A 14,482-nucleotide genomic window follows, 5' to 3' on the forward strand; every position below is an offset into this window, starting at 1 on the left:
GGCGACGGGCGGCCGGGCACCGCCCTCCACCCCGGCACGGCGCGGCCCGACGCTAGCTCTCGACGCGGGGCGGGGCCTGACCGGGGGCCCGGAAGGTCACGCCCTCGGCGGAGACGCGGCCGTCGTCGGGCCCAGGGACGTCGCCGCGGACCAGCACGGCGGACCCTTCGGCGGCCAGGACCTGCAGGACCTGCCGGACCAGCAGTCCCCGGTCGGTGGTGGTGAGCAGCGCGCGGGCGCCGTGGGGCACCGGCTCAAGACCGTCCAGCAGCTCACCGTAGCTCAGGCGCTGACCGTCGTGGACCAGGGCGATGTCGTCGACGTCCACCTCGTCCCACGCGGTGAACTCGTCGGCGTAGCTGGACAGCTCGGCCGCCTCGTCCATCACGCCGCTGCGCAGCTCCCGGCCGAAGTCGCGGGTCAGCGCGGGGAGCGCGACCGCGACGACCTCGTCGCTGTCCTCGGCCAGCTCGCTGTCGGGGTCGGTGGTCACGAGCACGTCGGCACCCTCGAAGGGGTCGAGCGTGAGGGTGGCGCCCACGGACCAGACGGCGAGCGCCCAGTAGGCGAGCCGCCAGTGAGGGCTGGGCAGGTCGACGAGCACGACGGAGCCCGGGACGACGTCGAGGCCCTCCTGGAGGGCGTTGGCGGCCTTGGACACCCAGGTGCGCAGCACCCGGCGCGAGATCTCGATGCGCTCTCCGCGGCCCTCGGGCGTGTCGTCGTAGAAGGTGACCGCGGGCCGGGTCCCGTCGGCGGCGACGGCGTCGGCGAGCAGCTGGCTGGGGAACGGCACGGGTCCACGCTAACGGGTGAGGTCCCGCCTCGGTGACCCCCTTGCGCGGAGGTGGCTCGACGGTGCACAGTTGCCGCCGTGACAGCCGAGACCCTGAGAGCGGCGCACGCGTGTCGTGCGTGGCGGCCGGGGTATGCCGTGGACGTGGCCGCGACCTGGGGCGTGTTCCGGCGGGGCGCGGGCGATCCGTCCTTCAAGGTGGCGGGAGGGGCCCTGTGGCGGGCCGTCGAGACGCCGGTCGGTCCGGCGACGTTGCGCACGGTCACCCGCCCGGGGGAGGGCTGCGTGCTCGGTGAGGCCTGGGGTGCCGGCGCAGACTGGGTGCTGGAGCACCTCCCGTCCATGCTCGGTGCCGACGACGTCGCCGCGGACGACTTCGAGAGTCTCCACCCCGTCGTCGCGGAGAGCCGCCGCAGGCACCCGGGGTGGCGGGTGCCGCGCACCGGGCTGGTCATGGAGTCGCTCGTCCCCGCGATCGTCGAGCAGAAGGTCACCGGCCAGGAGGCCTTCGGCGGGTGGCGCCGGATCGTGCGTCGTTTCGGCGAGCCCGCCCCCGGGCCGGGCCAGGTCCTGGGTCTGCAGCTGCACCCGACGCCGGCGGTGCTGGGCCAGATCCCGTCCTGGGAGTGGCTGCGCGCGGGCGTCAGCCCCCAGCGCTCGGACACGGTGGTGCGGGTCGCTGCCCTGGCCCGCCGGCTGGAGGAGCTGCCGGCCATGAGCCACGCGGCCGCGCGCAAGCGGCTGGTCAGCATCCCCGGCGTCGGCGTCTGGACGGCGGCGGAGACGGCGCACCGCGCGCTCGGCGACCCCGACGCGGTGAGCTTCGGCGACTACCACGTGGCGGCCGACATGGGCTGGGCCCTCACCGGCCACCCAGTCGGCGACGAGGGGCTCGTCGAGCTGCTGCGCCCCTGGGCCGGGCAGCGCTACCGCGTGCAGCGCTACCTCGAGCTGGGGGGGGCCGGACGGCCCCGCCGCGGACCGCGGATGGCGCCCCGGCGCCACCTGCCCGTCGCCTGAGCTAACCGCCGGACGACGAGCCGTCCGGCTCGACCGTGACGCTCGACGTCTGGCCCTCTCCAGCCAGGGCCACCTCCAGACGGGCCGCCACGCGGCCCGCGAGGACGGGGTCCGCCGCGGACACGGCATACCCGGACGACACGGTGCCCGCCACCCGGGCGCCCGGGTGACCGAGCAGGGCCAGGCGCACCGCGCGCTCCCCGCGGTCGCGGGGCTCCTCGGGGCCGACCGACGGGATCCCGACGGACTCGGCCTCCTCCGTGCCCGGAGCGGCACCGAGCGCGGCCCGGACCGCCTCGACGTGGCCCAGCGCGAACCAGTCGCCCGGCCCGGTGCGCACCAGGCTGCGCGCGTCCTCGGTGGTCCCCGGGTCGACGACCTCGGGCAGTCCCCGGACGAGCGCGGCGGGCACACCGTCCACTTTCCCCTTGACCAGGTCGGCCGCCGCGGCGATCTCGTCGGCGAGGGCGCGGGCCGTCACCGCGAGCGGCCGCCCGTCGGCGTCCGTGCCGGCCCGCAGGTCGTCGAGCACCCGGAGTGCGTGGGAACCCAGCGCGAGGTCGGTCTGGCCCGAGCGCCACGGGCGGCCGGCGGTGTCGCTCACCAGGACCGCGAAGGTCACGTCCGGCGCCCGGTCGGCGAGCGCGGCGTGCAGGTCGGCCGCGGCCGCGTCGGGGTCGGCGGGCAGCACCAGGACGCCGGCGTCCGGGCCGGTGTTGGACGCGTCGAGGCCGGCGGCCGCCATCACCGGTCCGGCCTGCGCCTCGACGATCCGCGTGGTGCCGGAGCCGGTGCGTCGCTCGGCCACGACCCGACGGGAGTGCCGCAGCACCAGCGCCTCCCGGGCCGCACCGTCGACCGGCTCGCGCAGGCCTAGCGCCTTGGACAGCACCTTGCTGGACACCACGAGGACGTCGCCGTCCCGCAGCCCGCCGACGGGCCGGAGCGCCGTCAGGAGCAGAGCCGCGAGGTCGTCGCCCGCGCGCACCTCCGGCACGCCGCGCAGCGGCACCAGCTCGACCACGCCGTCAGGACGGCTCATCGCAGCTCTGCAGCGAGGTCGAGCCCCGCCCGGGCGATCCGGGCCGCACCGGCCTCGTCGCGCATGAGGAGGTCCAGGGAGCGCACCCGGACCCGGGCGGGGTAGGACGAGCCGGCGTCGGCCTCGTCCACGAGCCAGCCGTCGAGCAGGTCCTCGTAGAGCCCGGCGACCCCGGCCGCCGAGGCCTCGACCCCGAGAGGTGCCAGGCAGGCGTCGGCGTGGCCGCGCACGGGCCGTCCGGCGATGAGCGGGCTGACCCCGACCACCGGCGCCCGGGTGCCGCGGAGCGCGTCACGCACGCCGGGGACGCCCAGGATGATGCCGATGGAGACCACCGGGTTGCTCGGCGGCAGGAGGACCACGTCGGCCTCCCGGATCGCCTCCAGCACACCGGGAGCCGGTGCCGCCTGGGCGAGCCCGGCGACGGTGAACCGGAGGGCCGGCAGCGCGGCGCCGTGGCGGACCCACCACTCCTGGAAGTGGATCGCGCGCTCCCCGCCCGCCTCGTCGTCCACCACCACGTGGGTCTCGATCGGGGCGTCGGTGACCGGCAGCAGCCGCACGCCGCGGTCGGGCAGGCCCCACCGCTGCGCAAGCCGCTCCGTCGCCTCGCTGAGACTGGCCCCGCGGCCCAGCCAGAGACTGCGCGCGACGTGGGTGCCGAAGTCCTTGTCGCCCAGACTGAACCACTGCGGGGGGACGCCCAGGGCAGTCAGCTCCGCCATGACGTGGTGCGACTCGTCGGCGCGTCCCCAGCCCTGGGCCTCGTCGACGCCCCCTCCCAGGGTGTAGAGCAGGGAGTCGAGGTCGGGGCACACGCGCAGCCCGAAGAGCGTGATGTCGTCGCCGGTGTTGCCGACGACGGTCACGGTCGAGCCCTCGTGGTCGGGGTCGTCGGCGAGCGCGCGGAGCAGGCCTCGGACGAAGCGGGCGCCACCGACGCCGCCGGACAGTGCGGTGATCTGCATGGGTCACATTGTGGGAGGTCGGAGACCAATAGCAGATCCCGGGTTGACGTATGGGGATGACACGCGTGTAATTCAGGTGTCGCACTTTTCCGGTCCGGAGGCAGACCGTGGTCGGTGGAGGCGACGGACGTGTAGGCGCGAGGTCGAGGAGGAGCCATGCACGAGCTGGAACTGCTGTCGCTGCTCAGTGGCGCAGACGGCGTCGAGGAGTCGTCCTGGCAGGAGCGCGCGCTGTGCGCGCAGACGGATCCCGAGGCGTTCTTCCCGGAGAAGGGCGGGTCGACGCGCGAGGCCAAGAAGGTCTGCGTGGGGTGCGAGGTGCGGGCTGAGTGCCTGGAGTACGCCCTCGCCAACGACGAGCGCTTCGGCATCTGGGGCGGGCTGTCCGAACGCGAGCGCCGCAGGCTCAAGAAGAGCGCCGTCTGACCTGTGGTGTCGGCAGGCCGGGAGCCCGTGACCACACGCGCCGCGGGTGCGGCCTCCGTGGCGCAGCCCCCCGTCCCCCCGACCCGCGCCAGGGTCGAGGACGTGACGGTCATCGTCCTGACCCATCCCGACGGGCATCCGCTCGACGATCTCCTCGACGACCTGGCCGCCCAGTCGCTGCGCCCGCAGCGGGTGCTCGTCGCGGGGCTGGACCCGCAGGGGGGAGAGGCCGCGCAGGTGGCCCGCCACGCGCTGCGCACCCGGCACCGCGTCCCGGTGATCCTGCGACCGGCGCTCGCGCCCACCGGTGAGGAGGCCGCCCGTGGGGAGGCCTCCCCGGGGCGGGTGCTCGAGGACGCGCGGTCGGCGCTGCCGGTGCACCCGGGCCACTGGTTGTGGGTCCTCCACGACGACAGTCGCCCCGAGCCGGGCGCCCTGGCGGCGCTGGCGGGGGCCGTGCGGCGGGCCAGCAGGGTGGCCGTCGTGGGCCCCAAGCTCGTGCGGCTCGACGACCCGAGGATGCTCGTGGGCGTCGGTCTCCACCTGACGGCCGGTGGACGGCCGGTCGATCCCCGCGCCGGGGACGGCGCGCTCGTGGACCAGGGGCAGCTGGACCAGCGGCAGGACGTCCTCGGCGTGCCCCTCACCGGGGCCCTCCTGCGCAGCGACGTCCTCGACGAGGTCGGCGGCGTGGACCGCGCCTTCGGCGACGACGGTGTGGACGGGCTTGACGTGTCGTGGCGCAGTCACCTCGCGGGCCACCGGGTGGTCGTCGCGACCGACGCCGTCGTGCGTCAGGGCGACAGCGGGCTCGGTGTCCGGGACCCCCGTCTCACCAGGGTGCGCCAGCGCCAGGTGGCCCTCGCGCGCGGCTCGGTCCTGGGAAGCCTGGGCCGACGCCTCGGCATCGTCGTCACGAGCGTGCTCGCGGCCCTGGTGCTGCTGCTCGTCAAACGCCCCCACGAGGCCGCGGACGAGCTCGCCGACCTCCGTGCCGCGCTCTCGCCGGCGCGGGGCTGGGGAGCCCGCTGGCGGTTCCGCCGCCGCCGCTCGGTGCGGCCGAGCGACCTGCGGGGCCTGTTCGTCCCTGCGGCAGCCGGGTGGCGCACCACGCTCGACGTGCTGGCCGACGCGCTGGACCCCCGGGCGAGACGGGGCGACGAGCGGGTCGCGCGTGGGCCCTCAGGGGCTGAGTCGGGGCCCGTGTCGGAGGAGTTCGCCGAGCTCGGCCCGGGAGGTGACCGGCGCCCCCGCTGGAGCTGGCCCCTCGCCGTGGCGCTCGCCCTGGCCACGTCCCTCACGCTCTGGCAGTGGCAGCGGCCCGGTCTTGTGGGGGCTCTCTCGCCCCGTTCCTCGGGCGTCGCGGGCGGCGAGCTCGGCCCGGCGACCACCGACGCCGCCGGCCTGTGGAGCTCGGCGCTCGACGGGTGGCGCGGCGGCGGGCTGGGGCACTCCGACCTGGCCGAGCCGTGGCTGCTGCCCGCCGCCCTGGTCTCCCGGATCGTCGAGCTCGCCCCCGGCGCGGCCGGGTCGGCCACCGCCGGGGTCGGTGTCGCGTGGCTGCTGGCACTCGCGCTCCCGCTGAGCGTCGTGACCGCATACCTCGCCCTGCGCAGGGTCACCCGGCGCCCGGCGCTGCGTGCGGCGCTCGCGCTCGGCTGGGCCGGCCTCGGTCCGCTCCCGGTCGCGGTGGGTGAGGGCCGGGTCGGTCCCGTCGTGGTGCACGTGCTCGCGCCCCTTCTCGTCGCCGGGTATGCCGTGGCCGCCTCCCGGTCGGGCGGGGCCCGTCGCACCGCGGCGACCTTCGCCACGGTGCTGGCCGTCGTCCTCGCCGCCCAGTGGGTGCCGCTCGTCCTGGTCCCCTCGACGCTCGCGGCCGTCCTGCTCGTGGTCGTGGGCCCGGCCGCGGTGCGGCGTCGGGGTGCCGTGCTCGCCGTGCTGCCCTGGCTGCTCCTCTTGCCCTGGCTGCCCGCGCTCTGGTCCGACCCTGTCAGGCTCCTCGGCGGCGCGGGCGCCACGGTGGCCGCGGAGGGCGCTTCTGACGCCCCCGCGTGGCAGCTCCTCCTGCTGCGACCCGGCGCAGAGGTCGACCCGGCCACGTGGGGCGCGCTGCCGCTCTGGTGCGCGGTGACCCTGTGGACCGCCGCGCTGGGCGCGCTCCTCCTCGGCGGGTCCTCGCGGCGACGGGCCGTCGCGCTCGTGTCCGGGGCCCTGCTCGCGCTGACGCTCGCGCTCGCGGCCCCGCGCCTCGTCCTCGGGGCACTGCCGCAGGGGTATGCCGACGCCGGCGCCGGCGTCTCCGCATGGTCGGGCACCCCGCTGTCCCTGAGCTCGGCGGCCCTGCTGCTGGCCGCCGGGCTGCTCCTCGACCGTGTGCTCGACAAGGACGCCGCCCCAGCCAGGCGCCTCGGGCGCCTGCGCCGTCCCGCTGCGGCCGCCCTGGTGGCCATCGTGCTGGGCGCCGGCGGGGTCGCCCTGCTGCACACCACGCTCCTGACCGGGGTCGGCACCCTGCAGCGCGCCATCGACCCGCTCCCGGCGGTGGCCGCCGAGCAGGCCCGTGGCCCCGCCGCCCAGCGGACGCTCATCCTGCAGCCGGCCACGACCACCGGGAGCGGCACGCTGGCGCTCGACGTGGACCTTCTGGGGGCCGAGCCCGAGCCGGCCCGCATCCTGCGCGACCGGGCACGTGACCTGGCGGTCGCGGTCCCGGGCTCACCCCAGGTCGTCGACGCCGTGGCGGCGCTGGCCGGGCAGGGCACGCCCGAGGAGGCGGCCGCCCGGCTGCGTGGGCTGGGGGCCGCCTACGTCCTGCTGAGGTCGGACGACAGTCACCCGGTCGCCTCGCTCGTCGACGGGCTGCCGGGCCTGACGCGGGTCAGCAGCCCCCCTGAGCAGGTCCTCTGGCGGGTGGCCCAGCCGCAGGTCGCCAGGGTCGCGGCGGTCGGCCCCGACGGACAGGCGCTGCACCGCCTGCCCGTGGTCGGCGCCCACGCCGCCGCGCGCGGCACGCTCGAGAGCCTCCCGGAGGGCGCACGGCTCGTCGTCGCCGAGGGGGACGGCTGGGCGCGCCACGCAGCGGTGGAGGTCGACGGCGAGCGGGTCGACGTCGCGGGTGACGGCACCGTCGCGCTGCCGGCCGGCACGCACGAGGTCGAGGTGGACGTGAGAGCCGGACTCGCCCCCTGGCACCTCGTGGCCCTCGTGCTCGCGGCGGTCACCGCCTTCCTGGCGCTGCCGTTCGGGCGCCCCGAGACCGAGGTGGAGGAGCAGGCGTGATGACGAGGCGGACGGCTGAGGAGCGGCCGGACGGACCCGTGCCGCGACACGACGGGGCGGCCGTGCCCCAGCCCGCGGGCGGCCCTGACCGGGCAGCCCCCCGTCTGCGGGCACGACGATGGGTGGCGCCGGCGGTCGCCTCGTCGGTCACCGCCGCCCTGGTGCTGGCCTTCAGCGCGTGGGACGGACAGCTCGTGCTCGACGCTCCCGCCGGCCAGGCACCGGACACCGCCGTCGCCACGGCGTCGGGCTCCGCGCTGGTCGGGGCGGCCGCGCTGGGCTGTCCCGGTCCCGAGCTGCTGGGCGTGGACGGGGACGAGCAGCGCGAGCAGCAGGTGACGGTCACCGCGGCCGCGGCCCCACGGCGGGTCGTCAGGGCTGCCGAGTCCCCTTCCGACGCTGCCGGTGCCGACATCGAGGCCAAGGCCGAGCTCTCGGCGACCGGCGGGGCCGGCGACGCTCCCGTCGACCTGGTCGGCGGTGCCGGGTCCCTCACTTTGGACACCGCCGCGGGTGCCCTCGTGCTGGCGAGCGGACCCGCCGCCCCAGGGCTGGTGGCGGGCCAGCTCGGCCAGTCCACCGCAGCGGGCACTCGTGGCCTGAGCCTGACGGCCTGCTCGGCCCCCGCGGAGACCTTGTGGCTCGTCGGCGGTGGTGCTTCCCCCGGCCGCACCGAGCACCTCGTCCTGACCAACCCGGGCGACGACGCCGTCACCGTCGACGTCGCGGTGTGGGGGGCCGAGGGTCCCGCAGCCCGGACCGGCACCGACGAGATCGTCGTCCCTGCACGGGGACGCACCGTGCACCTGCTCGACGCCCTCGCCCCCTCCGTGGAGTCGCCGGTGCTCCGGGTGCGTTCTCGGGGCGGACCCGTGACGGCCTACCTCGGCGAGGACTACCGGGAGCGGACGGTGGACCTCGGCGCCGAGGTGGTCACGGCCTCCGCACCACCCTCCACCGACCTGGTCGTCCCCTCCGTGGACGCCGACGGCCCGGAGCGGCTCCCCGGCAGGACCATGACCCTGCGCCTGGCCGCGCCGGGGGACGCTGCGGCCGTCGTGGACGTCACCGCCCTCACCGAGCGCGGCGCGGTCACCCTGCCGGGGGCCGTGACGCGCGTCCCGGCGGGCCGCACCGTCGACGTCGCACTGGGCGACCTGCCCGAGGGGGTGCTGGGGCTGCGGCTGCGCTCCGACGTCCCGGTCACGGCCGGGGCCCGGCTGGAGGTCCCGCCGACCGGCGACGAGCCGCTGCCACCGGACGAGGCCGGCGCCAGCGAGGAGCCGGAGGACGGTGACTCCCCGGGATCGCGGGGGGACGACACGTCCTCGACGTCCGGTGCCGACGGCGGGGCGAGCGCCGACCCCGACGGCCCGCCGATCCTCCGTCCCGCGGGAGAGACGGCGTGGGTCGCGGCGACGACGCCGAGCCTCACCCCCCTAGGGATGGCCGTCCCCGCCACGGACGGTGTCCCTGGCGCCCGGGCCGGGCTGGTGGTCACCGTCGTCGACGCCGCCGACGTCGTCGTCCACACGCTCGCGGCCGACGGCACCGTGCGCCAGGAGGAGCTGGGGCGGGTGCCCAACGACACCAGCCGAGCCGTGGACCTCCGGGCCGACACCCGCGCGGTCTGGGTCAGTGTGACGGGAGGGGTGGGCGTCGTGGCGTCGGTCCTCCTCAGCGGCGCCGACCGGCGTGGCCCCTATCTCGCGGCCAGCACCGTGCCTGGCACCCCGTGGTCGCGGCCGGTGGCCGACGTCACCGTGCTGGGTCCCTGAGCCCGCGGTCGCACGCGCCTCACCCGGCGTAGATGCGCAGGTCGGTCGCGACGCGGTCGGCCAGGCGCAGCAGGGTCGCGAGGTCCGGGTCGCGGGCGATGACGACCCCGTCGGAGATGAGCGTGGCCCGCCAGTCCCGGCGCGGTGCGCCGACCGGCAGCAGGTCGACCACGCAGAGCTGGTCACGGTGGTCGGCCTGGAGCTCCTCCAGCCCCTCGACCCGGCTGATGCGGCCGTTGCCCTGAGCGCGCTTGTAGACGATGGCGCTGTTGAACCGGTGGGCGGGCACGTGGGAGACCGTCCCTGCGGTCGCCTCTGCCCACAGGCGGTAGAGGTCGTCGTCGGCGGCGTAGTTCATCGCGTCGACGGTCCGGGCCCCCGGAGGCCGCGCCCCGATCTCGCCGAAGACCACCTCCCCGTCGTGCTTGCGGTACCACTCCATGTGCGAGAAGCCGTCCCGGAAGCCGAGCACGTCCAGGACAGCCCGGCCCATCTCCAGCCCGGCCTGCACCTCCGGCCCGTGCTCGCGCAGCACGACGGTCATCGGGCTGATCCACTCGTTGCTGCGGCCCAGCAGCGGCCGCGGCCGGTAGTGGCAGACGTTCTCGAAGAGCACCCGGCCCCCGGCGCACACCGTGTCGTAGGTGAACTCCTCACCGTCGACGAACTCCTCGACGCTCACGGTGGCGACGTGCCGCAGGCGCGGGAGCACGGTGGCCAGCTCCTGCGCCGACCCCACGCGGTAGGTGTCGGCCGACCCCGCGCCGTCCAGCGGCTTGATGATGAGCGGGTAGCCGATACGCTCCGCCGCCGCCCGGACCCCGGCGGCGTCGGAGGCGGTCGTGTGCCGCGGGGTGCGGATGCCGGCCTCGTCGAGGACCTGCTTCATCAGCTCCTTGTCGCGGAAGGTGCGCGCCTGCTGCACGGTCATCCCCTCGATCCCGAGGTGCTCGCGGATCTGCGCAGCGAGGACGACATACGGCTCCCAGAGGCACTCGACGCGGTCCAGCCGCAGGTGCCGGGCGATCCGGTCGACCGCCGCGAGCACGGCGTCCCGGTCGGCGAGCTGCACCTGTTCGTAGTGGGCCAGCGCGTCGCGAGCCTCCGGCGGCAGCGATCCCGCGCCCTGGTCACCCAGGCCCACGACCGTGGTGCCCGTGCGGGCCAGGGCCCGCGTGAAGTAGGCCTGCTCCTGGGGGAAACCGGGGGAGAGCATGAGGACGTTCACGGGTCGGCCTTCCTCTGGGTATGCCGTGGGTCAGGTCAGGTCGTCGGGGTCGCGACCGAGCATGCGGGCCACCTGCTCGGCCATCACCTCGTAGACGATCGCCGCGAGATCGGTCTCGTCGACCGCCCGCTGGGTGATCGGGCGCCGGTAGACGACCAGCCGGGCGGGGAGCGTGCGCTCGGCGGGGAAGAGCCGGCCGAGCGCGATGCCGTGCTCCCAGGGCGCAGGGTCGGACGGCGGCACCTCCTCGACCGCCAGCTCCAGGCCGAGCTCGTGGCCCAGCTTGCGCTCGAGCTCCTCGGCGGCATCGAGGACCATCTCGTCGAAGGCGGCACTGCGGGTGCGCGTCGCCGGGAGCGGCGGCCAGGCCAGCGGGCCGCGCATCCCGCGCCCTCTCCGGTCCCGTCGAGTGCTCACCCCAGGGACCCTAGTGCGTCGGGGCGGTCCGTGGCGCGACGCGTCCAGGGGACGTCCTCGGGGTGGTGCCGCTGGTTTGTCGGCGCGGGAGCCTAGAGTGTCGTCCCGTGACCGTCACCCGTCAGTGCTCCAAGACCGCGTGCTCGCGCCCCGCGACGTCCACGCTGACGTACGTCTACGCCGAGCAGACCGCGGTGCTCGGTCCGCTGGCCACCTACGCCGAGCCGCACTCCTACGACCTCTGCGAGGACCACGCGACCAAGCTGACCGCGCCGCGCGGCTGGGACGTCGTGCGGCTCGAGCTGCCCGAGGGCCAGCCCCGGCCCCCGGCCGACGACCTCGCCGCCCTGGCCGACGCCGTCCGGGAGCACCGGGGTCACAGCTCGGTGGTCCACGTGGAGGCCGGCCTGCGCGACGGTGATCCGCCCATCGCCACGGTCACCGAGATCGCCCGACGGGGCCACCTGCGCGTCCTTCGGGACCGCTGATCCGGCGCCGCTCCCGGCCGACGCCCGGGCTGCAGCGGCTCGGTAGTGTTGTCTGACGTGACAGCCGTAAGACTCGCCGACGTCGTGAAGGCCTACGACGTGCGCGGACTGGTCCCCGAACAGCTCAGCCCGCAGGTCGCGACGACTCTGGGCACCGCCTTCGCCCAGGTCGTCGTCCTGCCCGAGGGCGAGCGGGGCGTGGTGATCGGCCACGACATGCGCGACTCGTCACCGGAGCTCGCGCGGGCCTTCGCCGCCGGGGTGGTGGCCCAGGGGGTCGACGTCACCATGGTGGGACTCTGCTCCACCGACGGGCTCTACCACGCCAGCGGCTCCCTGGGCCTGGCCGGCGCGATGTTCACCGCCAGCCACAACCCGGCGCGCTACAACGGGATCAAGCTGTGCCGCAGCGCGGCCCGGCCGGTCGGCCAGGACTCAGGGCTCACCGAGATCCGGGACCTGGCCCAGTGGCTGCTCGACCGGGGCGACCACCATCCGCCGATGCGCGCGGCCGTGCCGGGCACGATCACCGAGACGGACCTGCTCGACGACTACGCGGCATACCTGCGCTCCTTGGTGGACCTGCGCGGCGGGCGTCCGCTGACCGTCGTGGTCGACGCCGGCAACGGGATGGCGGGCCTGACCGTCCCTGCGGTGCTGCAGCGCGGGGACCTGCCCCTGACCGTGGTGCCGCTCTACTTCGAGCTGGACGGCACCTTCCCGCACCACGAGGCCAACCCGCTCGAGCCGGAGAACCTGCGCGACCTGCAGGCCGCCGTGCTCGCGCACGGGGCCGACCTCGGTCTCGCCTTCGACGGCGATGCCGACCGGTGCGTCGTCGTCGACGAGCGGGGCGAGCCGGTGAGCCCGAGCGCCGTCACCGCGCTCGTGGCCGAGCGCGAGATCCGCAAGGAGGTCGCGAGCGGCCGGCCCGCCGCGGAGGTGACCGTCGTGCACAACCTCATCACCTCGCGCGCCGTCGGGGAGACCGTGGACGCCCTCGGCGCCCGGGCGGTCCGGACCCGGGTCGGGCACAGCTTCGTCAAGGCGCAGATGGCCGAGCACGAGGCCGTCTTCGGCGGTGAGCACTCGGCCCACTACTACTTCCGCGAGTTCTGGTATGCCGACACCGGTATGCTCGCCGCCCTGCACGTCCTCGCCGCGCTGGGGGAGCAGGACGCGCCGATGTCGAGCCTGGTCGAGCGGTTCGACCGCTACAGCGCCTCCGGCGAGATCAACTCCACGGTGGCCGACGTCGCGGCCGCGACGGAGCGGGTGCGTGCGTGGGCGCAGGACCGCGGCGCCGTCGCGGACACCCTGGACGGCCTCACCATGAGCCGGGAGGATGACCCCGTGTGGTGGTTCTCGCTGCGCCCGAGCAACACCGAGCCGCTGCTGAGACTCAACGTCGAGGCCGCGGACCGCACCACGATGGAACAGGTCCGGGACGACGTCCTGGGCCTCGTACGGCAGGAGCCCTGACATGTCACAGCCGCAGTACGAGCCCTGGGTCCGCGAGATCCTGCGCTGCCCCGTGGGGCTGCACGAGCTGGTCGACGTCGTCGACGACGAGGGCCGGCCCGCGCTGCAGTGCGCGGTGGACTGCGGCGCCCCCGGCCGTCGGCTCCGCTTCCCCGTCTCCGACGGGATCCCGGTGCTGCTGGCCGACGACGCGGTCGTCGTCACCGTCTGAGCAGGACCGGCGATGGCCCCCTACATCGACGAGGCGCTCCTGGACGACCCGGAGGAGCTGAGCCGCAAGGACTCCCGGGCCACCCTGCGGGCGCTGGCCTCGGCGGGTGCCCAGGTGCGCGAGGCGCTCACCCTGGCCGCGGAGGCGGGGATCGACCGGCTCGCCGAGCACGACCGCCCGCGGTCGGTGCTCGTCGCGGCCACCGGTGGCTCCTCGATCGTCGCCGACATCCTGGAGCTGCTCGCCGAGCCCGGCTCGCCCGTGCCGGTCCAGGCACGACGCAACCTGCCGCTGCCGGGATGGGTGGGCCCGCTCGACCTCGTCGTGGCGGTCTCGCTGTCCGGGAGGGCGCCCGGGCCGCTCGCCGTGGCCGCCGAGGCCGCTCGTCGGGGGGCCTCGCTGCTCACCGTCGGCGCAGACGGCTCCCCGCTCGCAGAGGTGTGCCACCGCGCCCGCGGCATCCACGTCGGGACCGGACAGGCGACCCGGACCAGCTCGCGCACCGCGCTGTGGACACTGCTGACGCCCGTCCTCGTCGGGGCGGACCGGCTGGGCCTGCTCGACGCGCCGCTGCCGGTGCTGCAGCAGGTCGCCGACCGCCTCGACGAGCGCGCCGAGGAGATGCGACCGGCCTCGGAGGGCTTCGTCAACCCCGCCAAGCTGCTGGCCGTCCAGCTGGCCGAGACCGTCCCCGTCATCCTCGGCGACGGACCGCTCGGCGGGGTCGCGGCCGCCCGGGCCAGCGCCATGCTCGCGCGGACGGCCCGGGTGCCGGCACCCTTCGGCGAGCTCCCCGACGCGGCCAGCGGCATCGTGGCCTGCTTCGACGGCCCGTATGCCGGTCTCGCCCGGTCCCGACCCGGCACCTACGACGAGGGGCGCATCCGGCTGGGCGACATCGACACGAGCGGGTGGGAGCCGCACCACTTCGCCGAGCCCGAGGGTGAGCTGATGGAGCGACGGCGGGGGCCGGCGGCCGAGTCCGGGACGGGTGGTCGCGACATCTTCGCCGATCCCTTCCTCGACGGCCCTGCCGCGCCCCGGCTCGGGCTGCTCATGCTGCGCGACGCCCCGGTGACCCCGCCGACCCCGGCGTCCGTGGAGGCCGAGACGCTCACCGACGCCGTCCTGACGACGGCCCGCGAGGCGGGCGTGACGGTGATGGAGGTCCGGGCGGGCCCGGGGGAGCACGTCGTGCGGCTCGCCGACCACCTGGCCGTCGTCGACTTCACGGCGACCTACCTGGCGATCGGCCTCGGGCTGGACCCGTCGGTGAGCCCCCACGTGGCGGACCTGCGCGACCGGACCCGTTGACCCGACCCGTTGACCCGACCCGTCGACGTGGCC

13 protein-coding genes are annotated in these 14,482 nt (G+C 75.9%); 8 read left to right on the forward strand and 5 right to left on the reverse strand.

The genetic code is table 11. From position 1 onward, the window contains the following. Positions 1-52 precede the first annotated feature (52 nt). Positions 53-796 (reverse strand): TIGR03089 family protein, encoded by a 744-nt coding sequence (locus IEV65_RS04260; RefSeq protein ID WP_188428326.1) that lies wholly within the window; start codon positions 794-796, stop codon positions 53-55. 78 nt (positions 797-874) lie between these two features. On the opposite strand from IEV65_RS04260, the gene IEV65_RS04265 reads away from it, so the two are divergent. Beyond that, positions 875-1,816 (forward strand): DNA-3-methyladenine glycosylase family protein, encoded by a 942-nt coding sequence (locus tag IEV65_RS04265; protein WP_229734877.1) that lies wholly within the window; start codon positions 875-877, stop codon positions 1,814-1,816. Between the two features lies 1 nt (position 1,817). Here the strand turns inward: IEV65_RS04265 and IEV65_RS15835 are convergent, their stop codons facing one another. Next, on the reverse strand, positions 1,818-2,858 hold the full coding sequence (locus tag IEV65_RS15835; RefSeq protein ID WP_188428327.1) for a coenzyme F420-0:L-glutamate ligase: 1,041 nt from the start codon (positions 2,856-2,858) through the stop codon (positions 1,818-1,820). After that, a complete protein-coding gene (gene cofD / locus IEV65_RS04275; RefSeq protein ID WP_188428328.1) occupies positions 2,855-3,826 on the reverse strand; it encodes a 2-phospho-L-lactate transferase in 972 nt (323 codons plus the stop codon). The genes IEV65_RS15835 and cofD overlap by 4 nt, the downstream gene beginning before the upstream one ends. A 156-nt stretch (positions 3,827-3,982) precedes the next feature. Here cofD and IEV65_RS04280 point away from each other — a divergent pair, with 156 nt between their 5' ends. The 3 genes from IEV65_RS04280 to IEV65_RS04290 are packed head-to-tail and all read left to right on the forward strand — an operon-like array spanning position 3,983 to position 9,309. Next, positions 3,983-4,252, forward strand: coding sequence for a WhiB family transcriptional regulator (locus IEV65_RS04280; protein ID WP_188428329.1), 270 nt, complete (start codon positions 3,983-3,985; stop codon positions 4,250-4,252). A gap of 57 nt (positions 4,253-4,309) precedes the next feature. After that, positions 4,310-7,531, forward strand: a complete 3,222-nt coding sequence (locus IEV65_RS04285; RefSeq protein ID WP_188428330.1) for a glycosyltransferase — start codon at positions 4,310-4,312, stop codon at positions 7,529-7,531. Then, positions 7,531-9,309: a DUF5719 family protein gene (locus IEV65_RS04290; RefSeq protein ID WP_188428331.1), complete on the forward strand. Its 1,779-nt coding sequence runs from the start codon at positions 7,531-7,533 to the stop codon at positions 9,307-9,309. Before IEV65_RS04285 ends, IEV65_RS04290 begins: the two co-directional genes overlap by 1 nt. A gap of 19 nt (positions 9,310-9,328) precedes the next feature. On the opposite strand, the gene IEV65_RS04295 is transcribed toward IEV65_RS04290, so the two are convergent. After that, positions 9,329-10,537, reverse strand: coding sequence for an ATP-grasp domain-containing protein (locus tag IEV65_RS04295; protein ID WP_229734878.1), 1,209 nt, complete (start codon positions 10,535-10,537; stop codon positions 9,329-9,331). A 30-nt stretch (positions 10,538-10,567) separates the two neighbouring features. Beyond that, positions 10,568-10,954 carry a metallopeptidase family protein gene (locus tag IEV65_RS04300; RefSeq protein ID WP_229734879.1) on the reverse strand — a complete coding sequence of 129 codons (387 nt, stop codon included), beginning with the start codon at positions 10,952-10,954 and terminating at the stop codon, positions 10,568-10,570. A gap of 107 nt (positions 10,955-11,061) precedes the next feature. Here IEV65_RS04300 and IEV65_RS04305 point away from each other — a divergent pair, with 107 nt between their 5' ends. From IEV65_RS04305 to IEV65_RS04320, 4 genes are read left to right on the forward strand one after another with little or no spacing between them, the layout of a single operon-like run. Next, positions 11,062-11,442: a DUF3499 domain-containing protein gene (locus IEV65_RS04305; protein WP_188428332.1), complete on the forward strand. Its 381-nt coding sequence runs from the start codon at positions 11,062-11,064 to the stop codon at positions 11,440-11,442. Between the two features lie 57 nt (positions 11,443-11,499). After that, positions 11,500-12,924, forward strand: coding sequence for a phosphomannomutase/phosphoglucomutase (locus IEV65_RS04310; protein ID WP_188428333.1), 1,425 nt, complete (start codon positions 11,500-11,502; stop codon positions 12,922-12,924). 1 nt (position 12,925) lies between these two features. After that, positions 12,926-13,135, forward strand: a complete 210-nt coding sequence (locus IEV65_RS04315; protein WP_188428334.1) for a Trm112 family protein — start codon at positions 12,926-12,928, stop codon at positions 13,133-13,135. Positions 13,136-13,147: 12 nt separating this feature from the next. Continuing rightward, the gene (locus tag IEV65_RS04320) at positions 13,148-14,449 is read left to right on the forward strand and encodes an SIS domain-containing protein (protein ID WP_188428335.1); all 1,302 of its coding nucleotides are present in this window, start codon (positions 13,148-13,150) and stop codon (positions 14,447-14,449) included. The last annotated feature ends 33 nt before the right edge of the window (positions 14,450-14,482 follow it).

The organism is Ornithinimicrobium tianjinense (assembly GCF_014636495.1).
Classification (GTDB): domain Bacteria; phylum Actinomycetota; class Actinomycetes; order Actinomycetales; family Dermatophilaceae; genus Ornithinicoccus; species Ornithinicoccus tianjinensis.

What these genes read in the sequence shown, in the direction of transcription:
- IEV65_RS15835 (WP_188428327.1), bottom strand. Translation starts at nt 2,858, where the DNA reads ATGAGCCGTCCTGACGGCGTGGTCGAGCTGGTGCCGCTGCGCGGCGTG.
- cofD (WP_188428328.1), bottom strand. Translation starts at nt 3,826, where the DNA reads ATGCAGATCACCGCACTGTCCGGCGGCGTCGGTGGCGCCCGCTTCGTC.
- IEV65_RS04280 (WP_188428329.1), top strand. Translation starts at nt 3,983, where the DNA reads ATGCACGAGCTGGAACTGCTGTCGCTGCTCAGTGGCGCAGACGGCGTC.
- IEV65_RS04290 (WP_188428331.1), top strand. Translation starts at nt 7,531, where the DNA reads ATGACGAGGCGGACGGCTGAGGAGCGGCCGGACGGACCCGTGCCGCGA.
- IEV65_RS04315 (WP_188428334.1), top strand. Translation starts at nt 12,926, where the DNA reads ATGTCACAGCCGCAGTACGAGCCCTGGGTCCGCGAGATCCTGCGCTGC.
- IEV65_RS04320 (WP_188428335.1), top strand. Translation starts at nt 13,148, where the DNA reads ATGGCCCCCTACATCGACGAGGCGCTCCTGGACGACCCGGAGGAGCTG.